Genomic DNA, 22893 nt, shown 5'->3' on the forward strand with positions numbered 1-22893 from the left:
ACGGCCGGTGCGCGGGGAGGCGCGCCGGCCTTCGACTCTTGAACGCAGGTACCTGATGTCCGCATCCGCCCCGGTTTCCGCTCCACCCCCGGTTCCGCCGGCTTCTGCCGCGCCGCGTGCCGTTTCGCCGTTGGCGGGGTTTTTCATCGACCTGGGTATCGCCGCTGTCACCCTGTTCGGCCTGAGCCTGATCAGCGGCCTGCTATGGGGCCTGTACCGTGGCGTGGTGGTCGGTTACGCGAACGCGCAGGCCGGCGCTGGTGCCCCCGACGCCAGTTCGGTAGCGGCGTCACTGGGCCAGCCGGGCGCGCTTGCGCAGATTCTCATGGCGCTGTTTGCCACCGGCGGCGCCGCGCTGCTGCTGTACTTCTGGCGACGGCCGGCCAATGCCGCCGAGCGCCACGCGTCGCGCCAGGCGCTGCGCCGTCCCTCCACCTGGGGCTGGACCCTGCTGGTGGCGACCCTGATCGTGCTCGGCAGCAATGGCATCGCCTTCCTGGCCAAGCAGTTCGGCATCGAGCCGGTTCCCACCAATCTGGCGCTGATGCAGAGTGCGATCGCGCGCTTCCCGTTGTTCCTGGTGCTGTTCGCGGTGGTACTGGCACCGGCCTACGAGGAGCTGCTGTTCCGCCGCGTGCTGTTTGGCCGCCTGTGGAAGGCCGGGCGCCCGTGGCTGGGCGTGGTACTGAGCAGCCTTGCTTTCGCCCTCATCCATGAAATCCCTGGCACCAGTGCCAATGGCCCGGCCGAAATCGCGCAGTTGTGGCTGGTCTATGGCGGCATGGGCGCCGCGTTCTGCTGGCTGTACCAGCGCACCGGTACGCTCTGGGCCGCGATGACCGCGCACGCGCTGAACAACGGCGTGGCGCTTGCCGCGCTTGTGTTCTTCGGGGCAACGTAACGCCGTGTCCGCTTGACGAAAGATTAAGCCGCTACGGTACACACTGCGCATATGAACACGGGGGTGGATCCATGAAACAACTGCTGCTGGCCCTTGTCATCACCACCCTGGTCAGCGCCTGCGCGACCACGACCTCTCCTACCGGCCGTCGGCAGATGGTGGGCGGGGTGTCGCAGGCGCAGCTGGACCAGCTCGGCGCACAGGCGTTCGCCGAAACCAAGCAGAAGGAAAAGATCAGCACCGACGGCCGCCAGAACGGTTACGTGCAATGCGTGGTCAACGCGCTGGTCGCGCAGCTGCCTGCTCAGTACCGTGGCGTACGGTGGGAGACCGCGGTGTTCGTCGACAAGGAGCCCAACGCCTTCGCCCTGCCCGGCGGCAAGGTCGGTGTGAACACCGGCATCTTCACGGTCGCCAAGAACCAGGACCAGCTGGCTGCCGTAATCGGCCATGAAATCGGCCACGTCATCGCCCGCCACCACGAAGAGCGCATCACCCGTCAGATGGGCGCGCAGACCGGCCTGGCCGTGCTCGGCGCGCTCGCCGGTGCCGCTTATGGCGAGGGGGCGGCCAGCACCGTGAACCAGCTTGGCGGGATGGGCGCACAGACCGCCTTCCTGCTGCCCGGCTCGCGCACCCAGGAGAGCGAGGCCGACGTGATCGGCCAGCGACTGATGGCCCAGGCCGGTTTCAACCCGGCACAGGCGGTCGATCTGTGGCAGAACATGATGGCGGCCAGTGGCGGTCGCAGCCCACAATGGCTGTCCACGCATCCCGACCCAGCCAACCGGATCCAGGAACTGCGACGCGATGCACCGGCGCTGACGCCGGTCTATCAGCAGGCGCAGGCGGCCGGACTGCGGCCAAAGTGTGGATGAGTGCGCAGTTTCATGCTGTATTGCAGCACATAAAACGATTTCTCACGCCATCTGTTTCTGATACGTTTGGCGGCTCAGATTTTTCTGACAGTCCGACTTTGCCGCTAACCGGCGGTTCGATCGAGGTGAACGATGATTTTCCGTAACCACAAAGCTGTGCTTTCCGTCCTCGTCGCGACCGCCCTGACCGGCGCCGTGGTCACCGATGCCTTCGCGCAGTCCTCGCGCTCCTCCGAGCGCGGCAACCGCGGCGGCAAGCAGGCCAAGGCCGAGGTGCTCTACCCGAACGCGACCCGCCAGGAGCCGACGGTCAAGGCTTCGGCCAAGCTGGGCAGCAAGCTGCAGAAAATGATCGACAGCTACAACAAGGAAAAGTTCCCGGAGACCCGCACCCAGGCCGACGCCATCCTGGCTGACAGCGCCGCGAACGAGTACGACAAGTCGCTGGCTGCGCAGCTGGCCTCGCAGGCCGCCTACCAGACCGACGACACCGCAGCGGCGATCGCCTACCTGAAGCAGGTCCTGCAGTTCAATGGCCTGGACAACAACGGCCACTTCCAGTCGATGCTGATGCTGGGCCAGCTGGAGCTGCAGGAAGACAAGACCGCCGAAGGCCTGGCGACCCTGGACAAGTACTTCGCCGAGAGCAAGTCGACCAAGCCGGAAGAGCTGATCGCCAAGGGCCAGGCGCTGTACCAGCTGGAGCGCTACCAGGAAGCGATCCCGGTGCTGAAGCAGGCCATCGCCGGCGCCACCGAACCGAAGGACAACTGGAACCAGCTGCTGATGGCGGCCCTCTCCGAAGCCGGCCAGTCCGGTGAAGCGGTGAAGGAAGCCGAGGCACTGGCCGCCAAGAACCCGAATGACAAGAAGGCCCAGCTGAACCTGGCGAGCATGTACATGCAGGCCGACCAGATGGACAAGGCGGCTGCGGTGATGGACAAGCTGCGCAGCAGCGGCCAGCTCACCGAAGAGCGCGAGTACAAGCAGCTGTACTCGATCTATGCCAACACCGAACACAAGGAAAAGGACGTCATCGCGGTCATCAACGAAGGGTTGCAGAAGGGCATCCTGAAGCCGGATTACCAGGTCTACCTGGCGCTGGCCCAGTCCTACTACTACTCCGACCAGGTGCCGCAGGCGATCGATGCGTGGCAGAAGGCTGCCCCGCTGTCCAAGGACGGTGAGACCTACCTGAACCTGGCACGCGTCCTGCATGCCGAAGGTCGCATCCCGGAGGCCAAGCAGGCCGCCCAGCAGGCGCTGGCGAAGGGTGTGAAGAACCAGGCTGATGCCAAGAAAATCATCAACCTGAAGTAAGTAGGAATAACGCCTGAATGCCTGCACAGTTGATGCGCAGGCGCTCAGGATTGGTATAAGCTTGGAGGTTCCTGCGGTGTCATGCACCGCTGATCAGGGATTCCGCCCCCGGCATCCCCGGCCCCACTATTGAGCTCTTGGCGCATGACGGAACAACTAGTCGTTCACCGGTACGAACAACCCGATGAGAAGGGGCTGAGCTGGCCTCGCATCGTCGGCATCGCGTTTGTAATTGCCCTGCATCTGGCCGCGTTCATGATGCTCCTGATCCCCGCCGTGGCTCCCAAGGCTGTGGCTGAGAAGGAGCGCAACGTCATGGTGACCATCGTCGACGCGCCGCCGCCGCCCCCACCGCCGCCGCCGCCGCCGCCGCCGCAGGATACTCCGCCACCGCCGGTGAAGAATCTGTCGCCGCCGAAGCCGTCGCCGGTCCCGCCGCCGCCGCAGGCGCCGGTCGTGGACGTGCCGGAACCGCGTCCGAACGATATCGTCACCCCGCCGTCGCCGCCCGCGCCGCCGGCTCCGCCGACCTCGATCGAGGCCAGCGTGGATATCTCCTCGAAGGCCATGAATCCGCCGCGTTACCCGCCGGCAGCCTTCCGCGCGGGTATCCAGGGCGAAGTGATCCTGATCATTGATGTCGATGCCAACGGCAACGTCACCAATGTCACGGTGGAAAAGTCCAGCCGTAACCGCGACCTGGACCGTGCTGCGATGGAAGCAGCTCGCAAGTGGCGCTTCAACGCCGCTGAATCTGGCGGTAAGAAGGCGGCAGGTCGCGTTCGCGTCCCGGTCAACTTTGCGCTGAACTGATGCGTCCGGGTGGCCACCTGGCCACCCCCGCTCCCAGTTCGATTGTTTAGCTTAGCTACACCCTTTATCACCACACACAACAAAGGTAAGCGTCATGCTGCAGGAAATTTTCATCGCCGCTGCTGCCGGGGGCAATCCGTCCAACGCCCTGTCGCAGATGGGCTTCGAGCACCTGATCCACGAAATGACCACCAAGCCGGGTGATTTCGCGGTTTCCTGGGTCGTGCTGCTGACCCTGGTCATCATGTCGGCCATGTCCTGGTACTGGACCGTCATCAACATCTTCCGCGCCACCCGCCTGAAGAGCGCCGCTGATCGCGTCGTCAGCCTGTTCTGGGATACCCCGAACGCGCAGGACGCCATCCGTGCGATGGAAGAACAGCCGGCTTCCGAGCCGTTCTCGAAGATCGCCCTGGACGCTGCCCAGGCAGCTGCCCACCACCAGCGCGCTGAAGGCGGTGCTACCGGCGGCGTCGGTGAGAACCTGAGCCGTTCGGAGTTCGTCGACCGCGCTCTGCGTCAGGCCGTCACCCGCGAAAGCAACAAGCTGCAGTCGGGCATGACCCTGCTGGCCACCGTCGGTGCAACTGCTCCGTTCGTCGGTCTGCTGGGTACCGTGTGGGGCATCTACGGCGCGCTGATCAAGATCGGTGCCACCGGCTCCGCTTCGATCGACGCCGTTGCCGGCCCGGTGGGTGAAGCGCTGATCATGACCGCGATCGGTCTGTTCGTCGCGATCCCGGCCGTGTTCGCCTTCAACTTCTTCAGCAAGATCAACAGCGCGACCATCAGCAAGTTCGATACCTTCGCGCACGACCTGCACGACTTCTTCGCCACCGGCTCGCGCGTCCGCTAATTGCGGCGCGCGTCACCCAGCGACGAACGTAAGTAGTCACCAAGATCTAGACGGAGCCCGTTATGGCTTTCAGTAGTGGTAACAGCGGCGGCCCCATGGCCGACATCAACGTTACGCCCCTCGTGGACGTGATGCTGGTGCTGCTGATCATCTTCATCATCACGGCGCCCCTGATGTCCCACAAGGTCAAGGTGGATCTGCCGGAAGCCAACCTGATCCAGAAGCCGGAAGATGCTGAAAAGCGTTCCGGACCGATCACCCTGGCAGTCAAGGAAGACGGCTCGATCTACTGGAACGACGAAGAAATCAACAAGCAGACTCTCGAGTCGCGCTTGGCGACCGCCGCCCAGCAGACCCCGCAGCCGCCGCTGAACCTGCGTGGTGATCGCACCACCAAGATGCGCGTCATCAACGACCTGACCAAGGTCGCGCAGGAGCAGGGCATGCTGGACGTCGGCTTCGTCGCGACCAAAGAAAAGGGGCAATAAGCCATGGCATTCAGTAGTGGTGGTGGCAAGGGCCCCATGGCAGACATCAACGTCACGCCCCTCGTGGACGTGATGCTGGTTCTGCTGATCATCTTCATCGTGACCGCGCCGATCATGACGTACCCGATCGCCGTGGACCTGCCGCAGCGCGTGCTCAACCCACCGCCGCAGCTGGTCGAACCGCCGCCGCCGATCGAACTCAAGATCGACGCCAGCAACCAGGTCTCGTGGAACAACAGCCCGATCAATACGAGCGAGCTGCAGCAGCGGATGGAGCAGGAGGTCCAGCGTGACCCGACCAACCAGCCGGAACTGCGCATCGACGCCAGCCCGGATTCCGAGTACGACGTGATGGCCAAGGTTCTGGCCGCCGCGAAGAATGCTCAGATGAAGAAGATCGGTTTTGTGCAGCAGTAAACGCTACACCGCAACACAACAGTCATGACGCGACTGCAGACGCCCCTGGAAACAGGGGCGTCTTTTTTTGTGCCTGCGGGGCCCGTCGGGGTCAGATCCCTTTCCCGCAGGAAAGGGATCTGACCCCATCAGGGAGCACGCGCCCGCTATGATCGGCGGATGCTCGCCCTCTTCGACTCCCTGCGCCATTGGCTCGACGGCATCGCCCACCTTGGCACGATCCTGGCGGTCGCCTATCTGCTGTACCTGTTCGCGCTGGCGGGCTGGATCATGCTGCAGAAGCGCGAGCCAGTGGCCACGCTGAGCTGGATCCTGTCACTGGCGCTGCTGCCCTATCTGGGCCTGTTCATCTACTACCTGCTGGGCCCGCAGAAGGTGAAGCGGCAGCGCCTGCGCCGTGGCCGCGCGCGTTCGGGTATGGAGCACTACAGCGATGTCTGCCCGCCCGATGCCGACTGCACCGAACTGGCCAAGATCGCCCAGGCCACGACAGGACTGGCGCCGAGCAGCGCCACCGAAGTCACCTGGCTGGTAGACGGCGCGGCAACCTACGCGGCCCTGCTGGACGCCATCGCGCAGAGCCGCGATCACGTCCACCTGGAGTACTACATCTTCAACCCCGACCACGCCGGCACCGCCCTGCGCGACGCGTTGGTGGAACGTGCGCGGGCCGGCGTGCAGGTGCGCCTGCTGCTCGACGCGGTGGGTTCGTCGGCCCTGCCCCGCCGCTTCCTGCAGCCGCTGCTCGACGCCGGTGGCGAAGCGATCTGGTTCCACCCACGGCAGCTGCTGAAGCCGTTCAAGCGCCCGTGGTTGAACCTGCGCACGCATCGCAAGCTGGTGATCATCGATGGCCGCCTCGCCTTCACCGGTGGCATCAACATCACCGACGACGAGGATGAAAGCCGCAGGGCGGATGCCTACCGCGACCTGCACATGCGCATCCGCGGCCACGTGGTGCGCAGCCTGCAGCTGGTGTTCGCCGAGGACTGGCTGTACGCCAGTGGACAGGATCCCTCGCGAATGGACATCGCGCGTCTGTGGCCGGCCGACATGCCGCTGCGCGGTGATGGCGCGATCAACGCGCAGGTACTGGTGTCGGGTCCGGATTCGGGCTGGGAAACCATCCACCGCCTGCACGTGGCAGCCATCCAGGAAGCACACGAGCGCGTCTGGCTGGTCACGCCCTACTTCGTGCCCGGCGAAGCGGCACGGATGGCCCTGACCTCGGCCGCGCTGGGCGGGCTGGACGTGCGCCTGCTTGTGCCGAAGATGAGCGATTCCTGGTTCGTCACCCAGGCCGCCCGCTCCTACTTCGACGAGCTGCTGCATGCCGGGGTGAAGATCTACGAGTACGGCCCACGCATGCTGCATACCAAGGCCTTCATCGCCGATGACGACGTCTGCATCGTCGGCAGTGCCAACTTCGATCACCGCAGCTTCCGGCTGAACTTCGAGCTGTCGATGATGATCAGCGACCGTGACCGGGTGGCTGCGCTGGCCGAACTGCTGCAGGGCGAATTCGACCGTTCCACGCGGGTGCACGACCAGGCCGGTCGTTCGCTGTGGCTGCACCGCCTGCCCGAGGCCTTCGCCCGGCTGGCCTCGCCGCTGCTCTGACGCAGCGCTACACTGCGCCGATCATCCGGGGAGCCCGACTATGTACTGGTTGTACCTGCTGCTGGCGCTGGGCTGTTTCGCCTTCGCACTGAAGACCCCCAGCCCCGGGCTGATGACGCTGTGCCTGCTGGCGGCCCTCGCCTTCCTGCTGGCCTGGGTGCGTGGCCGCTACGTGGCCCGTTTCGGCGACCTGCAGCGCGACCCCGCCACCCTGGTCGATGCCGAGGAACTGCGTCGCCTGCGCGAGCAGGCCCAGGCCCGGCGCAATGATGACGCCACCGACCACGATCCGTCCCCTCTTTCCAAGTAGTCCCGTTCCATGACCCAGCTCAGCGTCAACGTCAACAAGATCGCCGTCCTGCGCAATTCGCGCGGCGGCGCCGAACCGGACGTGGTGCGTGCCGCCCAGGCTTGCCTGGATGCCGGTGCGCATGGCATCACCGTGCACCCGCGACCGGACCGCCGCCACATCACCGCCGAGGACGTGCTGGCCCTGTCCACGCTGACCCGCGCCCGAGGCGTGGAGTTCAACATCGAAGGCAATCCGTTCGCGCCGCCGCGAGAGGGCTACCCCGGCCTGCTGCCGCTGTGCGCGCAGACCCGCCCGGCGCAGGCCACCCTGGTGCCCGACAGCGACGGCCAGATCACCTCCGACCACGGCTTCGACTTCGAGCGCGACGCCGAGCGGTTGCGCCCATTGATCGCCGAACTGAAGGCGATGGGTTGCCGGGTCAGCCTGTTCGTCGACGCGGGCAACCCGCTGCTGGAGCAGGCGGCTGAAGTGGGTGCAGACCGCATCGAGCTGTATACCGGGCCCTATGCGGAGGCGCATGCGGCTGGCGATGCCGACGCGATGCTGGCGTTGTTCGCCACTGCTGCTCGACGAGCGCAGGCTGTCGGCCTGGGCGTCAATGCTGGCCACGACCTGTCGCAGGACAACCTCCGCGAGTTCCTGGCCCACGTGCCAGAGGTACTGGAGGTGTCGATCGGCCACGCGCTGATCGGCGAAGCGCTGTACGACGGGCTGGATGCCACGGTGCGCGGGTACCTGGCGCTGCTTTGATGCATTGCAGCCGAGCGTAGGCTCGGCTCTACAAGGTCTCTGCATCAATTGTAGAGCCGAGCCCATGCTCGGCTCAGCACAGTCCTGAACCCTTCAGGCGGCCGTCGCAGCCAATGAGACAGCCTCGACGTACCCTGCCGCAATGGGTATCGCGATCAAGGGCCGAGGTTCCACGTCCCACCTTGCCGGGCGCTTTGAAAGCACCGTCAGCGAGGCGGTGGACGACGGCTGGGCGGTCGACGAGAGCGAGGAATTCCTCGCCCCACGCCTGCGCACCGAGGTGCGTGCCGAAACCGCACGCAGCATCATCACCCGCAACAATTCGCCGGACGTCGGCTTCAGCCAATCGGTGAATCCGTACCGCGGCTGCGAGCATGGATGCTCGTACTGCTTTGCACGCCCCTCGCATGCCTATCTGAATCTGTCGCCAGGCCTGGATTTCGAGACCAAGCTGTTCGCCAAGACCAATGCGCCGCAACTGCTGCGCAAGGAACTGTCGAAGCCGGGCTACGTGCCGCAGCCGATCGCGCTGGGCATCAACACCGATGCGTACCAGCCGATCGAACGCAAGTTCAAGCTGACCCGCCAACTGATCGAAGTGATGCTGGAGACCAAGCATCCGTTCTCGCTGATCACCAAGAACGCACTGGTCGAGCGCGACATCGATCTGCTCGCGCCGCTGGCCGCGGAGAATCTGGTCAGCGTGCACTTCTCGGTGACCTCGCTGGACCCGCATCTCTCCGCGAAGCTGGAGCCGCGCGCATCAGCGCCGCATGCACGGCTGCGTGCGATGAAGCGTCTGCATGACGCTGGCATTCCGGTCGGTGTGATGGTGGCGCCGGTGATTCCGTGGATCAACGACAGCGAACTGGAAGCCGTGCTGGAGGCCGCACACGATGCCGGTGCCAGCACCGCAGGCTACGTGCTGCTGCGCCTGCCACTGGAAGTGGCACCGCTGTTCCGCGACTGGCTGGACACCCATCATCCCGATCGCGCTGCACACGTGATGAGCACCATCCAGCAGCTGCGCGGCGGCAAGGACTACGACAGCCAGTTCGGCACGCGCATGCGTGGCCAGGGCGTGTATGCGGAGTTGTTGAGCAACCGCTTCAAGCTGGCGCGCAAGCGCCTCGGCTTCAACGCGCAGAACAGCCATTGGCCGAAGCTGGACTGCAGCCGGTTCGTGAAGCCGCTGCCGCAGAAGAAGGATACGCCGCAGGGCTCACTCTTCTGAAACGTGTACATCTGCTGGTTTATGCACCAGCGATTCGTCGCGCTGTGCTGTGCCCAGCTCATTGATGGGCAATGCACGAAAAACATTAGGTGCCTCCATTGCACCGTTACAGCGTGCTGTCATAGACTCGTTACAAACATGAATTCCCGATGACTGAATGAGTCAGTCTCGGATGAGGAGCTAGGCAAGCGCATGACGCACGTTGCAACGCGGAACACCCTGCAGTCCCGTCTTCTTCTTCTGCCGCTGCTTTCCCTGCCGATGGCATTGGCAACCGCGGCAAACACCCTCGAAACCGTTCAGGTCACCGCCAAACGCCCTGCTGGAGGTAGCGGTGTAGGTGGTTTTGGATTTGGCGGCGGCAGTGGTGTCAACCTGTCCGAGTCTCAAATGGACAATGGCGGCGGCGGCGGTGCAATTCCGACCGAAACCGCGAAGGAGCAGCCGACCGATGACAAAGAGAAGGATTGCAACGGCCGTAAGGGCAATCCTGTCGTTCTCTACAGCGGCAACAAGGTCGAACCAGAACTTGATTTCGCCAGCCAGGGCGAAATGGGCCTGTTCCTGCAGCGCAACTACAATCACTACTGGAGCGCGACCGGGCTGTTCGGCAATCACTGGCTGAGCAACTTCGACTATTCGCTCGCATTCACCGATGCAAATCAGCTGGCGTGGGTGCAACGGCCCGACGGTCGTCGCATCAAGTACCTCAAGGATCCGGCCAGCGGTCGCTGGTATGAGGACAAGGCCCAGCCCATCGCGTACCTGTCCGCGAACGGCAATGGCACGTTTACGCTTCGAAACGAAAACAACGGTACGGAGACCTACAACGCCGAGGGCTATATCACCCGACTCAGCAATGAGCAGGGCGTGAGCTGGACGTTCTCCTATGCTGACCGTTACTTGCAGAAGGTGACGCACTCCTCTGGACGCAGCGTCAGCTTTGGCTGGGCCAACGGACAGGTCAGTCAGGTGACCGATCCGGCCGGCAACATCTATCGCTACACCTATACCCCCAATGTGTTCGGGAACGGACGTGGGCGGCTCGCCAGCACGACGCTGCCTGGCACACCTGCAACGAAGATCAGTTACCACTACGAAGATGCCCGCTTCCCGGGTGCCCTGACTGGCAAGTCTTTTAATGACGTGCGCTATTCCACGTTTGCGTACGACGCGGAGCGCCGCGCCATCAGCACAGAGCACAACGGTGGCATTGAGCGGTTCCGCTTCAGCTACGCCGTACGCAGCACCGAACCGGTGCTTCCGCCGCCCGCACCGACTCGACCCGGCGGTATCCGTGCCGATGAAGAGCGTGGATGGTGCGAACAGCGCACCGGAGGCTCACGGATCTGCTATCAACCGCGCTCGCTGCCTGTTGACTCGCTGCCGATGGAGAGCGCTCTCGGTATGACGGCCGCCGCTGCGCCGAGCCTTACGCGGCCCGTCGATATTGATGTCACTGTGATCAACCCTCTTGGTCGTAGCACCACTTACACGTTCAAGGACGGAAAGATGGTATCGACCAAGGGTGATCCGTCGCCGAACTGCCCTGCCAGCTACAAGGAGCAGAGTTATGACGCCAACGGATATCCGGATCTGGTCCATGATTTCCAGGACAATCTGACCAACTTCCACTACAGCGCACAGGGTTACCTGCTGAAGCGGGTGGAAGCGGTCGGGAGCTCGGCCGAACGTACAACGTTGCAGGAGTGGGATACCACGCGCAACCGACTCCTCAAGACAACGGTGGTGGGTGATCTTGAAGTTGCCTATTCCTATGACGATCACGGAAACGTGGCCAGCGCAACTGAGCGCAATCTGACGGCACGTGGAGTGCCCAGCCAGACGCGAGTGACCCGAAGCACGTATACCTATCACCCAAACGGATTGAAGGCCTCGATCAAAGTCGATGGACCGCTTGCGCAGGACGACGTCATCTCCGTTTTCAACAGTCAGGGCGATCTGACCAGTGTCACCGACGCGCTTGGTCATACGATCAGCTATTCCAACTACAACGGACTGGGGCTACCGGGGCGCATCGTCAACGCGAACGGTGGTGTGCGAGAGTTGACGTATGACGGCCGTGGCCGCGTTGTGTCCGACAGAACCAGTTCGGGAACTGGCTGGGCGACGACCGCCATTGGCTACACCGCTGCAGGTGACATCGCCTCGCTTACCCAGCCCGATGGCGTGACAGTCCGCTACGGCTACGATGCAGGGCGCCGCCTGACGCAGGAAGTCCGTTCAATGGGGGACGGCAAGTGGGCGTGGACCCGTCATAGCTACAACAACGCTTCCAATCGCACGCGCACTGAGGTTTCACAAACCGACTATCCGATGGATTCGGTGGTGAGCGGCGTGATTGACGAAATCACTCATGATGCGCAGTGGAACTGGTTCGTGCGTGGCTGGGCCTGTTCCACTGGCTCGGCTGGGTCAATCCAGGTGGACGGTTACGCCGACGGCAACGTCTACCTGGGTAGCACACAAGCAAACCTTGCCAGCGAGCCAGGAGTTGCAGCGGCTTGCCAAGCATCAGGGAGTGCCTATAGGTATCAGTTGCCGATATCGCTAGCCCAGAGGCAGCAGTTCGGCGGCCGCAAGTTCTCCGTCTACGGCCAATCTCCGCAGGGCCGCGGCCAAGACCGACCGCTCGCGAACTCAGGCGTGTTTGCGATTCCAACGGCAAACATCGTTGGTGACATCGGCGGCGTGACCCAGGACGGCAACTGGAACTTCTTCATTGAAGGCTGGGCCTGCTCAGTTGGCGTGGACGCCTCGATCGACGTACACGTCTATGCCGGTGGCGCAGCTGGTGGCGGCACATTCGTCGCTTCGGGCCGCGCCAACTTGGCGACCGACGGAAACGTTGCCAACGCGTGTCAGGCACGCGGAAGTGCCTATTGGTTCAAGATTCCTCTTGACGGCAACGTACGATCGAATCACGGAGGCAAAGCACTATACGTGCACGGTATCTCGCCTGTTGGCGGTCCGAACCTGACCATCAATCGCTCAGGTGCTTTTACCGTACCTGCTGTGGTGCGTAGCGCCGAGCTGGTTTCCGCATCAACCTCGGCGCCTCATATCTTCAATGGCCAGTCATCCAGCGTGACATTCCAGTTCCGGAACACTGGCAATGTCATCTGGAATCCAAGCGATACCTATATGGTCCTGAGGACGTTGCGGACCAGCGAGGCCATCGGGCTTTCGTCTCCGGTCGCACCAGGCGCTGTAGCCACATTCACCGTGATCGTCTCGCCCGTGAACACCGGCAGTGGTGTTGCGCAATTCGGGTATATGGGCCAGTTGGCATCTGGGCCCACCTCTTGGGGGCCGCAGGCACAGGTGACGGTAAGGGCGGAAAACGACAAGGGTAGCTGCAACCCGAAATTCTGCGAAGAGCCACGCTAAGGAAGGCCTAAAAGACATGTCCGCAATCGCCTTGGCCATGATGGGGCTAAATACCATCGTCTCTTCCGTGAACTATCAGTACGACGAGTTGGGGCGCGTGATATCCGAGAGCACTGAGCAGGGAAGAAGCATAAGGTACGTCTACGACGCAGAGGGGAGAGTCACCCAGGTGACCGATTCGCAGAATCGCGTCACCCGTATGAGCTACGATCCGCGTGGACGCCTGATCAAATCAATCGACGCCGCCGGGGGCACGACCCAGATTGCCTACGATCTGGCAGATCGCCCGATCCGTGTGAGCGATCCCCGCAATCTCGTTACCACCTACGAATTCGATGGTTTCGGCCAGCTTTGGAAACAGGTGAGTCCGGACACGGGAACGACACAGCACCAGTACGATGCTGCAGGTCTGCGGACATCGACGGCGCGGGCCGATGGCAGCGTCGTCTCCTTCGGCTACGACGGTCTGGGACGAATGACTTCTGCGAGCGCAGAAGGCCGAACAATGGGTTACAGCTACGATTGGTGCGGCAATGGTAAAGGCCAACTGTGCGGCACTTCAGGGCCCGGAACCGCCACCCATTTTGCCTATACACCGAACGGTCAGCTGCAGATACGCCGCGACTTCACCGATCTGTCTGGTCAGAAGACGGACTACAGCACCACCTATGGATACGACGGCATCAATCGCCTGAGCCAGATCACCTATCCCAACGGTGACAAGGCGACCTACACATATGGCTCCCAAGGAAAACCAAGTGCGTTGATGGCGACGGTCGACGGGACTCAGCGCTCAATCATTTCCCAGGCAAACTGGAAGGTCACGGGAGCGCATGAGTGGCTGGCCTACGGCAACGGGCTTGCCCGGGGCTACAACCACGATCAGGAGGGGCGGCTGACCGCAATGTCGGTCTGGGGACCCAATGGCAGCAAGGTCAGCTATTGGGACTATCAGTACAGCGGCGATGGCGAAATCACCGCCATTGTCGACGCTGTCGACCCGAACATGACCCAGTTGATCGGCTACGACGCGTTGAGTCGTATGACCAAGCTGACCCGCTTCGGTGTCATCAACAATCTTTCCTACGATGCCGGCGGCAATCACGACCGCTACCAGGCAGGAAATCAGCTGACCCAATACAGCATCGACCCGGGGAGCAACCGGGTGCTGAACTACACCAACCAGGACGGCAGCCGTCAGTACCAGTACGACGCATTGGGAAACCGCATCAGCGAGACCGCAGGCAGCCGGATCAGCACTTACGAGTATGACGCCTTCAATCGCATGAGCCGCAGCAACATCGGTGGCATTGCGACTGACTACGTGCTCAATGCGCAGGGGCAGCGCGTTGCAAAGATCAACCAGACCACCAACAGCCGCTACTTCTACGCCGGCCAGAACCAGCTCATGACTGAGCTGAACAACGGGGTGTGGACCAATTACTTCTGGTTTGAAGGTGAACTGGTTGGGCTTGCTCGCAGCGGGCAGCACAATTACGTGCATACCGATCATTTGGGACGCCCGGAGTTCGTCACCAGCCCAAGCCAGCAGACCGTCTGGAAGGCGTACAACTACGCCTACGGACGTAGCGTCCAGAAGGATGAGATTGGCGGGTTGAACATTGGCTTCCCGGGCCAGTACTACGACGCGGAAAGCGGACTCTGGTACAACGGCTTCCGCGACTATGACGCGAGCATTGGCCGGTATGCGCAGAGTGATCCGATTGGATTGGCAGGAGGAACCAACACCTACGCATATGCTGGTGGCAATCCCATGAGCAATGTCGATCCTCTGGGGCTTATCGCATATGCATGTACCAAATCAGGAAATAGTGTTGGCATCGCTTTGCCAATCAATTTCCAGAATGGAAGCAATGCTCAGGCGGCTGCGATGGCCAGTGCAATCGAAAAGGCATGGACTGGGAGATTCGGAAAATACCAGGTCACGACGGTTGTCATGCAAATGGACAAGTACGATCCTGTCAGAACCAATGCCGTGTCGATTCGCCAGGGCGATCATGAGTCTTGGGTAAATCGGGTGTGGATGAATGAGGGCGTATGGTACCTGCCTGGACAGTGGGGCGCAGCCACCTTCGCTCATGAAGCAGGGCATCTGATGGGATTGCCTGACTACGGAACCGGAATCATGGGCAGAGTGATTAACATGAATTCCGTCAATGAAAAAAACATAGAAGACGTATTGAAGGCGGGCAATGAGGCAATTATCAAAGGGTGTGGGTGCAAATAGGACCGCCATACTGTGCTGTTTAGTCGCTTACATGATGCTGGGCTGCCACGCTAAGGAGCTGGCCCCCATAAGTAAGCGATTCAACGTATGCGCAGAGGTTCAATCTGGCATGCGCTTTCAATCCGACGCTCCTGGGCCTGACTTTGAAACCGGGGTGTTCGTAGACGGGAAGCGCCGTATTGACGTACTGATTGGTGGACATCCCGGCTTCACAATCGGCGAGCGCCGGCGTGGAGAGTACGCCAAAGGCGAGTTTACGCTGATTGCAGTGCACGATGGACCAGAAGGTCAGAGTGCGCTGTTCGCGATGGCAACTGGACAGCCCCAGGGGCCACTTTTTGTTCGCCTAACGGCGAATGGCAGTGCTCAAAGGCCCAACGAGTTCAGAGATGGATTTATTAGGAAGTGCCGGTCAGACGGGAACAATCAACATTAGACGCTGCCAATTCCCATATTTCTATACAGAGTGGAGCACAGCATCAGGCTACTGAGGGAGTGGCCATGCAGTGCCGGAGACGAATGCGGGTTGGGACGATGTGTCCTCGATTCGAAAGGCTGCTTCGAATCGAGGACACATCATTCGATCTACAGTGCACATGTCGATGCAAGGAAATCTTTATCGAGAAGGCCAAGTGTATGGCAAGGCTGGGTCTCCAATCCCAGGCTATCCCTTGTCCCTCCCAATAGTCGGGTGAATCAGTCTACGCCCAGCAAATTTTCCGTGCTCTGGACATGTTGAGGTTGGAAATCAAATTCCTGAGGTCTCATTTACGGCGTCTGGACGAAGATGAATTTTTCTCCAGAGGTGAGGGCGCAAGGTGTAGCTCCCGTCCAAGGATCTCTCAGCAGGAGCATTGTTTCCATGGGTCGGTCGGCTGTGGATGAGGCCAGCGTAAGAGAGCTGATTTCGATGTTTCGACACCATGGAATAGACATGCGCAAGTTGCGCGAGCTAGAGACGAAAGAGTTCAGCATCATGGATGCGAAGCATATCCGCCTACTGGTTCAAGTCGATGTTTCCGGATCCATGAGCGCATGAAATGAAGATCATCTACTGGCTGGGCATCGCGTTCCTGTGGATGCTCCCATTGAACTTTCTTCTACTGACGGTGGCCAAATTGCTGTCAGCGGATCCGCTAGGCAGCGAAGAGCTCGTCGGCCTCGGCACGGCCGTATTTGGTGGGCAGCGGGAGGGATCCTGTATCGACGTCGTCCTCGCAAGCGCCCCGGTCCGTCGAGCATCAACGATCCGGTGCTCGGTGCAAAGACGGCTGAAGCCTTGCGGGATTCAAGTAGCGGCGAACAACGGCAGTCGGAGAATGGGCAATGAAAAAGGTACCGTTGCGCCATCTGCTCCTGTGCGCTGTCATTGCGGCCCTGATAGGCGGTACCTATCTTTCAATGTTCGGATCCATCGGAGGTGGCGATTGGACCGGAAAGCCAACAGAAGCAGAACTGCGCGCTGCTACCGAGACCTTTGAACTCCCTTCAGGGATCCATCCCACGAACGTGAAGTTCTTACCGAAGGTCACGTTCATGGGGGCCGTCTTCGACGCCGAACTCGAATCTGGTCCAGAGCAGATCGCCGCTTTCTTCATCAAACAAGCCGCAGAGGAGCGGTGGCGACTGCAGAAAGACAAACGGCAGCGCCATTACAGATTGATGGTCTTCTGCGAGGATCGCCTGGCGCGCTCGGTAGAGCTGACGACAAGAGGCAGTACGGTGAAGCTCTATGGAGGAACCTACTGGGACTCGGACAGGGGCGGCGACTACTACTGCTCTCCTGAGGCCCGGTAAACCACCGACGGCATAACGAACTTGCCTGGATATCGGCTCCAATCGGGAGGAGTACGATGACCTCACCCTCCCCCAAACAACTTCTGCGCGCTCTGGAACAGAATCCAACTCGTCGCGATGAACTTGTCCCCCCCCTGCGGCCTGTTGCCACGATGGGTATGCGTAAACGCAGTCGGCGCAATCAGCAGGCTGCCGGTGCGCGGCGCGATCTTCCGCCCCTGGAACAGGAACTCGGTTTCGCCCTCTTCGAAGTCGTCGTTGAGGTACAGCGTCCACAGCACGTGCCGGTGCAGGGTCTCGGCCTGCGCATCCTTCGGGTACAGCTCACAGTGCCAGTACGGATAACCGCCCTCGCCCGCCGCATACCACTGCAGGTTGATGGCGCCCGGGCGCAGGCAGGTGCGGGCCAGGTCGGCCAGCTGCTGCTGCGGCATGTCAGGGAAGTCCTCGGCAGACAGGCGTCGCGGTTGGCCGTTGCTGTCCTGGATCTGCAACATCAGCGGCGCGATCAACGCCTGTGGATAACGGCGTAGATAAGTCAGCAGGCCGTTGAACACCGCGTGCTGCAGCTGATGGTCCACATCCTGCCAGCCATCAAGGCCGCTGATGCGCAGATCCTTGCTGTGCTTGAGTTCCGGGAACACGCCACTGCCCACGGCACCGGGCTGCAGGCCACGCGCCGCCCGCATGCGCTCGACGATCGCCGCGCAGACCTCGCTGGGGACCGCGTTGTGGATGACCTCGATGAAATCGACCGGGCCCTGCTCGTGCATGCGTGCATTCCTTAGGCGGCAACGGCTTGATGGTGCCGTTTGCCGCCCTCGGTGTCACCCCACGGTCATGTCATCGATCTGCCATGACCGTCGTCAGGCAACCGCCAATCAGCCTTGCGCGTCGTCGTGCGCGCGGTGGTAGCGCACGGCTTCGGCCACTTCCTCGCGCGAACCCAGGAACACCGGCACGCGCTGGTGCAGCTGGTCGGGCTGGATGTCGAGGATGCGCTCGCGGCCGGTCCAGGCGGCGCCGCCGGCCTGTTCGACCAGCAGGCCCATCGGGTTGGCCTCGTACATCAGGCGCAGCTTGCCGGCCTTGGACGGATCCTTCTTGTCCCACGGGTAGATGAAGATGCCGCCGCGGGTCAGGATGCGGTGCACGTCGGCGACCATGCTGGCGATCCAGCGCATGTTGAAGTTCTTGCCGCGCGTGCCTTCCTTGCCCGCCAGCAGATCACCGACATAGGCCTGCATCGGTGCTTCCCAGTGGCGCTGGTTGGACATGTTGATCGCGAACTCCTGGGTCGCCGGCGGAATCTGCATGTTCTCGGTGGTCAGCACGAACTCGCCCTTCTCGCGGTCCAGGGTGAAGGCATGGGTACCGTGGCCGACGGTCAGCACCAGCTGGGTGCTGGGCCCGTAGATGCAGTAGCCGGCGGCGATCTGCTTGCTGCCCGGCTGCAGGAAGGCATCATCGCCCGGCAGTTCGACGTTGGTCGGGCAGCGCAGCACCGAGAAGATGGTGCCGACGGAGACGTTGACGTCGATGTTGGAGCTGCCATCGAGGGGATCGAACAGCAGCAGGAAATCACCGCGCGGATAAATGTCCGGCACCGGCTGGCTGTGGTCCATTTCTTCCGAGGCGCAGGCGGCGAGATGGCCGCCCCAGGCGTTGGCTTCGAGCAGGATCTCGTTGCTGATGACATCCAGCTTCTTCTGCGCTTCGCCCTGCACGTTGCCGGTACCGGCGTCGCCGAGCACGCCACCGAGGGCGCCCTTGCTGACGGCGATGGAGATGCTGGTGCAGGCGCGGGCGACGACCGCGATCAGCTGGCGCAGGTCGGCGTTGATGCGGCCGGCGTGCTGTTCCTGGATCAGGAAGCGGGTCAACGAAGTACGGGACATGAGCGGGCAGGTCTCGGCAGCGGGAAAACGCCTATTGTCGCCCGTATGGCGGGGCCGTGCGTGAGCGCGGGAAGGCGTAATCGTTTCCAGATGCGTTGCGCTGTCGGCGCACTCCTTCATGGAGGCGCAGGGCGAGGCACACCGTGACCAGGACACGCCGTAAACCCCCCTCCGGGGTCCGGCCCAGCCGCTGGCGGCAGGGCGTTCGGGCGCTTGCGAAGCAGTGCTTCGCAGGCAAAGCGCCCTCACCCATGGGGGCTCGATCGGCGCATCCATGCGCCTCACGGTCCTGGCCACGGTGTGCCTCGCCCTGCGCTTCAGGGTTCGCCGCGAGCGCGGAGAGTGTGGCAAAGGCAAAGCAGGAGCAAAAACAAAGGCGCCCTTCGGCGCCTTTGTTCTCAAACCAGTGCAGTGTTGCTTCAGCCCTTGGCGACGGTGGCCACGGCCTTGGCGACGTATTCCAGGTTGTTCTGGTTCAGCGCGGCCACGCAGATACGGCCGGTGCCGACGGCGTAGATGCCGAACTCGTCGCGCAGGCGCTCGACCTGCTCACGGCTCAGGCCGGAGTAGGAGAACATGCCGGCCTGCTCGTTGATGAAACCGAACTGCGGCGCGCCAGCGGCAGCCAGCTTCTCCACCAGGCCCTGGCGCAGGGCGTGGATGCGCTCGCGCATCTCGGTCAGCTCCTGCTCCCACATCGCACGCAGTTCCGGGTTGGTCAGCACGCCGGCCACCAGCGCGGCACCGTGGGTGGACGGGCTGGAGTAGATGGTGCGGATCACGCGCTTGACCTGCGATTGCACGGCCTTGGCGTCAGCGGCGGTCGGCGCCACCATCGACAGCGCACCCACGCGTTCGCCGTACAGCGAGAACGACTTGGAGTACGAGTTGGCGACGATGAAGCTGTCGATGCCGGCTTCGGCGATGATGCGCACGGCGGCGCCGTCCTGCTCGATGCCCTTGTCGAAGCCCTGGTAGGCCATGTCGATGAAGGGGAACAGCTGCTTGTCCTTCAGCAGCTGCGCGACCTGCTTCCACTGGGTGACCGTGAGGTCGGCACCGGTGGGGTTGTGGCAGCAGGCGTGCAGCAGCACCACGGTGCCGGCGTCCAGCTTGCCCAGGTCGGCCAGCATGCCGTCGAAATCGACGCCATGGGTGGCCGGGTCGAAGTAGGTGTAATCCAGCACGTCGAAACCGGCGGCGCTGAACACCGCACGGTGGTTTTCCCAGCTCGGGTTGCTCAGCGCAACGGTGGCGTGCGGCAGCAGCTTCTTCAGCACGTCGGCGCCGACGCGCAGCGCACCGCTGCCGCCGACGGTCTGTGCGGTAGTGACGCGGCCGGCGGCCAGCAGCGGCGAGTCCTTGCCGAACACCAGCTCACGCGTGGCCTGCGTGTACGCCGGCAGGCCATCGATCGGCAGGTAGCCGCGCGGTTTGGCCTCGGCGGCGAGCTGCTGCTCGATCTGCTTGACGGCGCGCAGCAGCGGAATGCGGCCGCTCTCGTCGTAGTAGATGCCCACACCCAGGTTGACCTTGGTCGGGCGGCTGTCGGCGTTGTACGCCTCGGTCAGGCCCAGGATCGGGTCGCCTGGGACCAGTTCCACGTTTGCAAAGAAGGACACGGCGGTACTCGTTCGGTAGACGGAAAGGGGGAGGAAGTGCGCTACGCGGTCTGCGGCTTTTCGGCCGGAAACAGCCCATCGTAACAAAGCCTGCCGGGGCTGGCCGCCGCCATCGTCATCCGCAGCCCCGTACCATGGCGTGCGTTGCCGCCCGATCCATCAACCTGAATCATGAATCCCGCCGCACGACGCCACTGCCTGCCGTTGTCCGCCCTGCTGCTGTCGCCACTGGCGGCCATGGCCGAGCCTGCGCCCACCGCCCTGCCTGCCGTGCAGGTGCAGGCGGCGCGGGTGCCGGGCATCGACCCGTTCGCGCTGCCGGCCAGCCAGGACACGGTCTGGATCGACGCCGGCCGGGCCGGCAACAGCGTGCAGTTGTCCGAGGCACTGGCCGGGGTGCCGGGACTGCTGGCGCGCGATCGGCAGAACTTCGCCCAGGATACGCAGCTGTCGATCCGTGGCTTCGGCGCGCGCTCGACCTTTGGGGTGCGCGGGGTGCGGGTGTTGATCGACGGGGTGCCGGCGACCATGCCTGATGGCCAGGGCCAGCTGTCGCATGCCAGCCTGTTGGGCGCCGAACGTATCGAGGTGCTGCGCGGGCCATTCTCGGCGCTGTACGGCAATTCCTCCGGCGGCGTGCTGCAGGTCTGGAGCGCGCAGGGCCAGGCCGGCGACCCGTGGCGGCTGCGCGTGAGCGCCGGCGCCGACAGCACGCTCAGTGTCGGCGCGCAGCTGAAGGGTGCCGGCCAAGCGCTGGACTACAACATCGCCGCCAATCACTTCCGCACCGAAGGATGGCGGGACCATAGCCGGGCGCGCCGTGAATCGCTCAACGCACGCATTGGTGGTGATCTGGGCGATGGACGGCTCGAGCTGCTGCTCAACGCGCTCGATGCCCCCGATGCGCAGGATCCGCTGGGCCTGAGCCGTTCCCAGGTGGCGGCCGATCCGCGCCAGGCCACGGCAGTGGCTCACCAGTACAACACCCGCAAATCGGTGCGCCAGCAGCAGGCTGGGTTGCGTTGGACCCGGGAAACCGACACCCAGCGCTGGCAGCTGATGGGCTATGCCGGGCAGCGTGAGGTCACCCAACACCTGCCGATTCCGCCGACCGCACAGGCCAACCCGTTGCATGCGGGCGGCGTGATCGATCTGGACGCGGGCTACGGCGGACTGGACGCGCGCTGGGGCTGGCATGGCGACCTCGCCGGCCGACCGCTGGACCTGGTAGCCGGGCTCAGCGCCGACCGCCAGCGCCAGCACCGCACCGGCTACGAGAACTTCATCGGCAGCACCCTGGGCGTGCGTGGGCGCCTGCGTCGTGACCAGATCGACGTCGTGCAGAACGTGGACCAGTTCGCCCAGGCCTGGTGGCAGTGGAGCCCGCGCTGGTCGTTGCTGGCCGGGCTGCGCCACAGCGCCGTGCGATTCGAATCGAATGACCGCTACATCACCGGGCGCAATCCGGACGACAGCGGCCACCGTCGCTATCAGGCAACCACGCCGGTGGCAGGTGTCAGCTTCGAGGCCAGCCCGCAGTGGCGGCTGCACGCCGCCGTGGGCCGGGGCTTTGAGACGCCTACCTTCAATGAGCTGGGGTATCGCGCCGACGGCCAGGCGGGATTGGCACTGGATCTGGCGGCCGCGCGCAGCCGCAATCTGGAGATAGGCAGCAAATGGCACGCACAGGACGGAACCCAGCTTGATATCAGCCTGTTCCGCGCAGATGCCGACAATGAGCTGGCAGTTGCGAGCAACTCTGGTGGGCGCAGCACCTATCGCAACATCGGCCGCACCCGCCGCCAGGGTGTGGAACTGCAGTACCGACAGCCGCTGGCCGAGCAGTTGGAACTGCAGCTGGCATGGACATGGCTGCAGGCGCAGGTGCGCTCGCCGTACCTGACCTCGAACAGCGTGGTCGCCGCGGGCAGCCGCCTGCCTGGTGTGCCGCAGCAGCAGGCCTTCGCCAGGCTGCAGTGGACCCCCGCCGACTGGCAGTGGGCGCTGGAAGCCTCGGCCAGTAGCGATACCGTGGTCAACGACGTGGCGACCGAACGCGCGCCCGGTTTCGCCCTGCTGCATCTGGAAGGCGGGCGTCGCTGGAACCTGCCGGGTGGCGAGCTGCGCGCCTTCGCCCGGCTGGAGAACGTGCTGGACCAGGCCTACATCGGCTCGGTGATCGTCAATGACGGCAATGGCCGCTTCTACGAGCCGGGACCGGGGCGGCGGGCCAACGTCGGCCTGCAGTGGTCGTGGCGTTGAAGGGGTAGTGCCGGCCGCTGGCCGGCATCGCGCCGTGCAGGACGTCAGGGGGTTGCCGGCCAGCG

Annotated in this window: 18 protein-coding genes; 15 read left to right on the forward strand and 3 right to left on the reverse strand. The window is 63.2% G+C overall.

Going from position 1 to position 22893, the window contains the following annotated elements; all coding sequences use genetic code 11:
• Positions 1–55 precede the first annotated feature (55 nt).
• From V3B25_RS15110 to V3B25_RS15175, 14 genes are all read left to right on the forward strand, one after another.
• On the forward strand, positions 56–901 hold the full coding sequence (locus V3B25_RS15110) for a CPBP family intramembrane glutamic endopeptidase (protein WP_329810914.1): 846 nt from the start codon (positions 56–58) through the stop codon (positions 899–901).
• Positions 902–972: 71 nt separating this feature from the next.
• Entirely contained in the window at positions 973–1779 is an 807-nt protein-coding gene (locus V3B25_RS15115; protein ID WP_006479406.1) for a M48 family metallopeptidase, read from the forward strand.
• Between the two features lie 132 nt (positions 1780–1911).
• On the forward strand, positions 1912–3099 hold the full coding sequence (locus V3B25_RS15120; protein WP_329810915.1) for a tetratricopeptide repeat protein: 1188 nt from the start codon (positions 1912–1914) through the stop codon (positions 3097–3099).
• A gap of 255 nt (positions 3100–3354) precedes the next feature.
• The gene (locus tag V3B25_RS15125) at positions 3355–3912 is read left to right on the forward strand and encodes an energy transducer TonB (protein WP_177179516.1); all 558 of its coding nucleotides are present in this window, start codon (positions 3355–3357) and stop codon (positions 3910–3912) included.
• Between the two features lie 94 nt (positions 3913–4006).
• Entirely contained in the window at positions 4007–4768 is a 762-nt protein-coding gene (gene exbB, locus V3B25_RS15130) for a TonB-system energizer ExbB (RefSeq protein WP_049420916.1), read from the forward strand.
• Positions 4769–4830: 62 nt separating this feature from the next.
• Positions 4831–5256: a biopolymer transporter ExbD gene (locus V3B25_RS15135; RefSeq protein WP_005411739.1), complete on the forward strand. Its 426-nt coding sequence runs from the start codon at positions 4831–4833 to the stop codon at positions 5254–5256.
• A 3-nt stretch (positions 5257–5259) separates the two neighbouring features.
• The gene (locus V3B25_RS15140) at positions 5260–5673 is read left to right on the forward strand and encodes a biopolymer transporter ExbD (protein ID WP_005411740.1); all 414 of its coding nucleotides are present in this window, start codon (positions 5260–5262) and stop codon (positions 5671–5673) included.
• 159 nt (positions 5674–5832) lie between these two features.
• Entirely contained in the window at positions 5833–7293 is a 1461-nt protein-coding gene (gene cls, locus V3B25_RS15145; RefSeq protein WP_049420915.1) for a cardiolipin synthase, read from the forward strand.
• Positions 7294–7333: 40 nt separating this feature from the next.
• The gene (locus V3B25_RS15150; protein ID WP_189720294.1) at positions 7334–7603 is read left to right on the forward strand and encodes a hypothetical protein; all 270 of its coding nucleotides are present in this window, start codon (positions 7334–7336) and stop codon (positions 7601–7603) included.
• Positions 7604–7612: 9 nt separating this feature from the next.
• Positions 7613–8356, forward strand: a complete 744-nt coding sequence (locus V3B25_RS15155; RefSeq protein ID WP_164161457.1) for a pyridoxine 5'-phosphate synthase — start codon at positions 7613–7615, stop codon at positions 8354–8356.
• Between the two features lie 142 nt (positions 8357–8498).
• Positions 8499–9590, forward strand: a complete 1092-nt coding sequence (locus tag V3B25_RS15160; protein WP_329810916.1) for a PA0069 family radical SAM protein — start codon at positions 8499–8501, stop codon at positions 9588–9590.
• 192 nt (positions 9591–9782) lie between these two features.
• A complete protein-coding gene (locus tag V3B25_RS15165) occupies positions 9783–13001 on the forward strand; it encodes a DUF6531 domain-containing protein (RefSeq protein ID WP_329810917.1) in 3219 nt (1072 codons plus the stop codon).
• A 16-nt stretch (positions 13002–13017) separates the two neighbouring features.
• Positions 13018–15249, forward strand: a complete 2232-nt coding sequence (locus V3B25_RS15170) for an RHS repeat-associated core domain-containing protein (protein WP_329810918.1) — start codon at positions 13018–13020, stop codon at positions 15247–15249.
• 1326 nt (positions 15250–16575) lie between these two features.
• Complete coding sequence (locus tag V3B25_RS15175) at positions 16576–17046, forward strand: hypothetical protein (RefSeq protein WP_329810919.1); 471 nt, start codon at positions 16576–16578, stop codon at positions 17044–17046.
• A gap of 62 nt (positions 17047–17108) precedes the next feature.
• Here V3B25_RS15175 and V3B25_RS15180 read toward each other — a convergent pair whose 3' ends face one another.
• From V3B25_RS15180 to V3B25_RS15190, 3 genes are all read right to left on the reverse strand, one after another.
• Positions 17109–17819, reverse strand: coding sequence for a 2OG-Fe(II) oxygenase (locus V3B25_RS15180; protein WP_329810920.1), 711 nt, complete (start codon positions 17817–17819; stop codon positions 17109–17111).
• Positions 17820–17927: 108 nt separating this feature from the next.
• Positions 17928–18944 carry a class 1 fructose-bisphosphatase gene (locus V3B25_RS15185; RefSeq protein WP_005411792.1) on the reverse strand — a complete coding sequence of 339 codons (1017 nt, stop codon included), beginning with the start codon at positions 18942–18944 and terminating at the stop codon, positions 17928–17930.
• A 419-nt stretch (positions 18945–19363) separates the two neighbouring features.
• Entirely contained in the window at positions 19364–20566 is a 1203-nt protein-coding gene (locus V3B25_RS15190) for an amino acid aminotransferase (protein WP_033833522.1), read from the reverse strand.
• A 171-nt stretch (positions 20567–20737) separates the two neighbouring features.
• Here V3B25_RS15190 and V3B25_RS15195 point away from each other — a divergent pair, with 171 nt between their 5' ends.
• Positions 20738–22828, forward strand: coding sequence for a TonB-dependent receptor (locus V3B25_RS15195; protein WP_329810921.1), 2091 nt, complete (start codon positions 20738–20740; stop codon positions 22826–22828).
• Positions 22829–22893: the final 65 nt, after the last annotated feature.

Source organism: Stenotrophomonas sp. SMYL8 (assembly GCF_036320065.1).
Lineage (GTDB): Bacteria > Pseudomonadota > Gammaproteobacteria > Xanthomonadales > Xanthomonadaceae > Stenotrophomonas > Stenotrophomonas maltophilia_A.